Raw genomic sequence first — 7,252 nt, forward strand, 5'->3', positions numbered from 1 at the left:
AACGTCAATGGGTTATTGCAGCCCTTGCTCGTTCTCTTTTTTGGCTTCGGCTTTTTCGACTTCGCGATACCAGCGTGGGTGATGCTTCTTCGCCCAGCGGCGGCTGACCTTCCCTTCGACCATGCCTTTAATCGATCCTTTCACCCAAAATGCCATGTACATATGGATGAGGATGGCGTGCATCAAAATAATACCCGCCGCAGCGTGGATCAGCAGGCTGTAACGCACAACCTGCATTGGGAAGAACTGCGCAAAGTACGGACGCCAGATAATCACCCCGGTGATCAACAGCACAAAAATCATGCTCATGATCGACCAGAACATCATTTTTTGTCCGGCGTTGTACTTACCGACGTCCGCCACTTTGTGTTCATTGCCCTTCAGCACTTCCACAATGTTTTTCAGCCACGGAATATCTTTCTTATCCGGGATGTTGTGGTGCACAAAGCGCACAAACATGAACATCAGCGCGACGAAAATCAGCAGACCGAAGAATGGGTGCAAAATGCGGCCCATTTGCGGTGTACCGAAGGTCTGCGTCAGCCACTGCAGCGTCGGGAAGAAAAACGAAATCCCCGACAGCGACACCAGAAAGAAGCAGATCACCACTGTCCAGTGACAGGCGCGGTCGATAAACTTCGTGCGCACAATCATTTTCGACTTACTCATGATGATCCTCCTCGTCGTCGTCCACTTCCTTGTTCGGGCCAATACCGATGTAGTGATAAATCAGCCCGGCGAAGGTGGCGATAAATCCGGCGGCGGCCAGCGGTTTCAGTGCCCCTTTCCACAGATTGATAGAAGTATCTATCTGCGGATCTTTTGGCAAACCGTGGTACAACTCCGGCTGGTTGGCGTGATGCAGGACGTACATAACGTGCGTTCCACCCACACCCTGCGGGTTGTAGACACCGGCATGTTCGTAGCCGCGCGATTTCAGTTTCTCCACGCGCTGCTCGGCCATTTCCAGCATCTCTTGCTTGGTGCCGAAATGTATCGCCCCGGTCGGACACGTTTTCACGCAGGCAGGTTCCTGCCCGACGCTCACGCGATCCACACACAGCGTACATTTATACACGCGGTTATCCTCTTTATTGAGGCGCGGAATATTAAATGGACACCCGGCAATACAGTAACCGCAGCCAATGCAATGCTCTGACTGGAAATCAACAATCCCGTTGGCGTACTGGATGATGGCTCCGGCAGACGGGCACGCCTTCAGGCAGCCCGGATCTTCACAGTGCATACAGCCGTCTTTACGAATCAACCATTCCAGCTTGCCATTCTGTTCGGTTTCGGTAAAACGCATCACCGTCCAGGATTTGGCGCTGAGATCGGCAGGGTTGTCGTACACCCCGACGCAATGGCCGACTTCATCACGGATATCGTTCCACTCTGAACATGCCACCTGACAGGCTTTACACCCAATACAAGTGGAAACGTCAATCAGCTTCGCGACTTCTGCTTTGTAATCACGTGCCTGAGGAGGCGGCGTGATGGAGTTGGTAGCGGACCTTTTGATGATGTCCTGCGTTTCCATAGACATATGATCGCCTCCCTTACGCCTTCTCGATGTTAACTAAAAACGCTTTGTATTCCGGCGTTTGCGAGTTTGCATCACCGACATTTGGTGTCAGGGTGTTGGCGATAAAGCCTTTACGCGCGACTCCTTCAAAGCCCCAGTGAATCGGGATCCCCACCGTCTCTACCTGCTGACCGTTGACGTTCAGCGAGCGCAGACGACGCGTCACCACCGCAACCGCACGAATGAACCCGCGCTTGCTGCTGACTTTCACGTGATCGCCGTTGGCAATCCCTTTCGCCGCCGCCAGCGTTTCGCTGATTTCCACAAACTGCTCTGGCTGGGCAATCGCATTCAACAACGCGTGCTTGGTCCAGGTGTGGAAATGTTCGGTCAGACGATAGGTCGTACCAACATATGGGAAGTCATTCTTGTTCCCCATACGTAACGCATCCGCTTCGTACAAACGTGCTGCCGGGTTAGAGATGACGTTCGGGTGCAGCGGGTTTGTACCCAGCGGCGTTTCCATCGGCTCGTAGTGTTCCGGGAACGGCCCTTCCGCCAGCTTGTCGATGGCGAACAGACGACCCAGACCTTCCGGTTGCATGATAAACGGATTGGTCGCGCTACCTGGCGGTGCGTTGTTGAAGTCCGGGATATCGTTACCCGTCCACTTCGTTCCGTTCCACTTGATCAGCATACGCTTCGGATCCCACGGTTTACCCTGCGGATCGACCGATGCGCGGTTATACAGCACGCGGCGGTTCAGTGGCCATGCCCATGCCCAACCCAGCGTATTCCCCAGCCCCGACGGGTCAGAGTTATCGCGGTTAGCCATCTGGTTGCCCTGCTCGGTCCAGCTACCGGTGTAAATCCAGCAGGAGGATGCCGTGGTACCGTCATCACGCAGCAGCGCAAAGCTGTTCAGCAACTGGCCTTTCTTCGCAACCAGCACGCCGTTGGCATCATAGAGATCTTCGAGCGCATAGCCGTTGTTCTCTTTGGCCACTTCTTCTGAATGCGGTTCGTCCGGCTGCTTGTAGCTCCAGCTCATTTTTAGTACTGGCTCTACGCCTTTACCACCTTCAGTGCGATACATATTGCGCAGACGATGGTAAATACCGGCCAGAATTTCGCCGTCATTGCGCGCTTCGCCCGGTGCATCCTGACCTTTCCAGTGCCACTGCAGCCAGCGTCCGGAGTTGGCAATTGAGCCGTCTTCTTCCGCAAAGCAGGTTGATGGCAGACGGAACACTTCGGTCTGGATAGTCGACGGATCGACATCGTTCGATTCGCCATGGTTTTGCCAGAACGTTGAGGTTTCTGTCACCAGCGGATCGATAACCACCAGATACTTCAGTTTGCTCAGCGACTGCACCACTTTGTTTTTGTCCGGGAAGGACGCAACCGGGTTAAAGCCCTGACAGATGTAGCCGGTGACTTTCCCGCTATCCATCATGTTGAAGTATTTAATGACGTCGTAGGACTGATCCCACTTCGGCAGCCAGTTAAAGCCCCAGTCATTGTCTTTCTGCGCCGCATCGCCGTAGAAAGATTTCATCAGGCTAACGAAGAACTTAGGATAGTTACCCCAGTAGTTCACCTGGTCGGCCAGCGTGGCTTTTGGCGTATTCGCCGTCAGATGCGTTTGCAGATCGGTCTGTTTCTCAGACGGCAGCGTCAGATAGCCCGGCAGGCTGGTAGACAGCAGACCTAAGTCGGTTAACCCCTGAATGTTGGAGTGACCGCGCAAAGCGTTGACGCCGCCACCGGCCATCCCCATGTTACCCAGCAGCAACTGGATCATCGCCATGGTGCGGATGTTCTGCGCGCCCACGGTATGCTGAGTCCAGCCCAGTGCGTACAGGAAGGTGGTGGTACGATCGGCCGCGCTGGTAGAGGCCAGCACTTCACACACTTTCAGGAAGTCGGCTTTTGGCGTACCGCAGATGTTTTCCACCACGTCCGGCGTATAGCGGGAAACGTGCTGTTTCAGCAAGTTCCAGACACAGCGCGGATGGGACAGCGTTTCATCGCGTTTGGCGTAGCCGTTTTCATCGAACTGGTAGTTCCACGACGATTTATCGTATTGACGTTTTTCTGCGTCGTAGCCGCTGAACAGACCATCTTCGAAAGCAAAATCATCCCGCACCAGCAGGCTGGCGTTGGTATAGTGCTTAACGTATTCAGCGTTAATTTTGTTGTTTTCAATCAGGTACAGCAACACACCGGAAAGGAACGTAATGTCCGTACCGGAGCGAATCGGCGCGTAAATATCTGCGACGGAGGCTGTACGTGTAAAACGGGGATCGACAACAATCAGCGTGGCATCATTGTTGTTCTTGGCTTCCATCGCCCAGCGGAATCCCACCGGATGTGCTTCAGCGGCGTTACCGCCCATCACCATCACGACGTTAGCGTTTTTGATATCAACCCAGTGGTTGGTCATCGCACCGCGACCAAATGTTGGAGCAAGACTTGCTACCGTTGGTCCGTGTCAGACGCGCGCCTGGTTATCTACCGCCAGCATGCCGAGTGAGCGCACAAATTTTTGCGTCAGCATGCCAGTTTCATTACTTGCCGCAGATGCGCACAGCATCCCGGTTGAAAGCCAGCGGTTTACCGTTACGCCCTGCTCATTCTTCTCAATGAAGTTGGCGTCACGGTCAGCTTTCATTAATTTTGCAATGCGGGTGAATGCTTCATCCCAGCTAATGCGCTGCCATTTATCGGAACCCGGTGCGCGATATTCAGGATAACGTAAACGGTTTTCACTGTGTACGTAGTCCAGCAATCCTGCGCCCTTCGGACATAATGCCCCACGGCTCACCGGATGATCCGGATCCCCCTCGATATGGTAAATCGATTCTTTGGCATTTTTTGCTCCATCACCCAGGCTATACATTAATAGCCCGCAACCTACGGAACAGTATGTGCAGGTGTTTCGGATCTCTTTCGCGCGTATCAGCTTGTAATTTCGCGCCTGAGCCAGAGCCATCTTGGGTGCAAAACCCAGTGCGGCTACTGTTGTTCCCGCCATACCGCCCGCGCAGATTTTAAAGAATTGTCTGCGGCTGACGTCCATTGCTTTCCTCTTTTTTGCAGGGATGCGTACACTGGCACCTTCTCGTTGCACTAAAGCGGCAGCTTGAAAGGTGATGTGTACAACTTCGCGACGAAACTAACAGCTATATCCATAAATTTTTTGCGTCAAATCAATAACGAAACGGTTCCGCTACTAAATAGTGCAGTTTGTTTAACCCTCATACCCACAAGGGGTTAGCTAAAAGCTAATTCGTTAGCGTGCTACGACCTAAAAGTGCTATACATTTCAGCTCCATTTTTTTGCCAGTACTATGGACAGACAAACCGAATGACAAAACAAAAAGCAACGTTGATTGGGCTTATCGCCATCATCCTCTGGAGCACCATGGTTGGGCTGATCCGTGGCGTTAGCGAGGGACTGGGGCCTGCAGGCGGCGCTGCCATGATCTTTTCTTTAAGCGGTCTGCTGCTAATATTCACCGTTGGCTTCCCAAATATCCGGCAGTTTCCTGTTCGCTATTTAATCGCCGGCAGCGTACTGTTCGTTAGCTATGAAATATGTTTAGCGTTAGCGCTGGGCTATGCCGCCACCCGCCACCAGGCGATTGAGGTCGGTATGGTTAATTATCTCTGGCCCAGCCTGACCATATTGTTTGCGATATTATTTAATGGTCAAAAAACAACCTGGCTGGTTATCCCCGGATTAATCGTGGCATTGACCGGCGTTTGCTGGGTATTAGGTGGAGATAATGGACTTAACTTAGGTGAAATTATCAGCAACGTCGCCAGTAGCCCGCTCAGTTATTTTCTCGCTTTTCTTGGCGCATTTATCTGGGCGACCTATTGCACTGTGACCAATAAATATGCAAAAGGCTTTAACGGCATCACCGTGTTCGTTTTACTGACGGCCACCAGTTTGTGGATTTATTATTTTATTACGCCACAACCTGAGATGGTGTTCAGCACGCCGGTGACCATTAAACTGTTTACCGCCGCATTAACCTTAGGATTTGCCTATGCAGCGTGGAATATCGGTATCCTGCACGGGAACGTCACGGTTATGGCCGTTGGCTCTTATTTCACACCGGTCCTCTCTTCAGCACTTGCCGCCGTGCTGCTGAGCGCCCCGCTGTCATTTTCGTTCTGGCAAGGTACATTGATGGTCTGTGCTGGCTCTTTGCTGTGTTGGCTGGCAACACGCCGCGCCTGAAAAAAGACGCCGGGTGGAGCCTAAAAACGAAATCCGGTTATATTATCGTCACATTAATGGATATTTATTGTTCATTCTGCTTGTGTTTTATGTTTTATTTTGTTTAATTAAATGTTAAATATATGGTAATTAATTAACCCATGTAAGTATTGCATGGTTATCTATATCCCTCTAAATGTATATATTACACATGCGCAATTAACGCTAATTAAACCATAGCCAGCATAATAGTTCCTTGTGTAAATATACCCATATCGATAAATCACATATTACGACTAATATAATCAGTTGTATTAAGTAGATCTAGATCACACAACTTCAAATATTCTGCAATATTATGAAACTTATTATTGAACTCATACCACAAGGTCATTTAAAAATAGTTCGCCATTGACGAACCCCTTCGTTTAGCAATGGTTTAGGAATCACACCAAGAAGAAAATTATAAGGATTATTTAGAATGAAACTTAAATTAGTTGCAGTGGCAGTGACTTCCCTGTTGGCAGCAGGTGCGGTAAACGCAGCTGAGGTATATAACAAAGACGGCAACAAACTGGATCTGTACGGTAAAGTTCACGCTCAGCATTACTTCTCTGACGACAACGGCAGCGATGGCGACAAAACTTACGCACGTATGGGCTTCAAAGGCGAAACCCAGATCAACGACCAGCTGGTTGGTTTTGGCCAGTGGGAATATGAATTCAAAGGCAACCGTACTGAATCCACCGGTGGTTCTGACAGCGACAAAACCCGTCTGGCATTTGCTGGCCTGAAATTCGCTGAATACGGTTCTTTCGACTACGGTCGTAACTACGGCGTAGCTTACGACATCGGCGCATGGACCGACGTTCTGCCTGAGTTCGGTGGTGATACCTGGACCCAGACTGACGTGTTCATGACCAGCCGTACTACCGGCGTTGCAACCTACCGTAACACTGACTTCTTCGGTCTGGTAGAAGGTCTGAACTTTGCCGCGCAGTACCAGGGTAAAAATGAAGACAAACGTAAACCTAACGAAGCTAATGGCGACGGTTTTGGCCTGTCTACCACCTATGAGTACGAAGGCTTCGGTGTAGGTGCAACCTATGCGAAATCTGACCGTACTGATGCTCAGGTAAACCGTGGTGGTAACCTGAACGCTGACGGTAAAAACGCTGAAGTATGGGCTGCTGGTCTGAAATACGATGCGAACAACATCTACCTGGCAACCACTTACTCCGAAACCCTGAACATGACTGTGTTTGGTGATGCTAATAATATCGCTAACAAAACGCAGAACTTTGAAGCTGTGGCCCAGTACCAGTTCGACTTCGGTCTGCGTCCGTCCATCGCTTACCTGAAATCCAAAGGTAAAAACATTGGCACTTATGGTGACCAGGATCTGGTTGAATACGTAGACCTAGGTGCGACCTACTACTTCAACAAAAACATGTCCACCTTCGTTGATTACAAAATCAACCTGCTGGATGACAACA

General features: G+C 50.7%; 5 protein-coding genes. 2 read left to right on the top strand and 3 right to left on the bottom strand.

All coding sequences use genetic code 11. The annotated features are described in order from the left end of the window. Positions 1-12: 12 nt before the first annotated feature. Genes fdnI through fdnG form a run of 3 tightly spaced genes read right to left on the bottom strand, consistent with a single transcriptional unit; the run spans position 13 to position 4,607 of the window. Positions 13-669: a formate dehydrogenase-N subunit gamma gene (gene fdnI / locus FDX01_RS16095; RefSeq protein WP_096757031.1), complete on the bottom strand. Its 657-nt coding sequence runs from the start codon at positions 667-669 to the stop codon at positions 13-15. Further along, complete coding sequence (fdnH, locus tag FDX01_RS16100; protein ID WP_115258486.1) at positions 662-1,546, bottom strand: formate dehydrogenase N subunit beta; 885 nt, start codon at positions 1,544-1,546, stop codon at positions 662-664. The genes fdnI and fdnH overlap by 8 nt, the downstream gene beginning before the upstream one ends. A 13-nt stretch (positions 1,547-1,559) precedes the next feature. Then, a complete protein-coding gene (gene fdnG / locus FDX01_RS16105) occupies positions 1,560-4,607 on the bottom strand; it encodes a formate dehydrogenase-N subunit alpha (RefSeq protein WP_137400141.1) in 3,048 nt (1,015 codons plus the stop codon). 288 nt (positions 4,608-4,895) lie between these two features. On the opposite strand from fdnG, the gene yddG reads away from it, so the two are divergent. Both yddG and ompC read left to right on the top strand, forming a co-directional pair. Then, on the top strand, positions 4,896-5,777 hold the full coding sequence (gene yddG, locus FDX01_RS16110) for an aromatic amino acid efflux DMT transporter YddG (protein WP_137400142.1): 882 nt from the start codon (positions 4,896-4,898) through the stop codon (positions 5,775-5,777). A gap of 460 nt (positions 5,778-6,237) precedes the next feature. Then, positions 6,238-7,252, top strand: a 1,015-nt coding sequence (gene ompC, locus FDX01_RS16115) for a porin OmpC (RefSeq protein ID WP_249360997.1), incomplete at its 3' end; no start/stop codon positions are given.

It is taken from the genome of Citrobacter sp. wls613 (assembly GCF_005281195.1).
Classification (GTDB): Bacteria; Pseudomonadota; Gammaproteobacteria; order Enterobacterales; family Enterobacteriaceae; genus Citrobacter; species Citrobacter gillenii.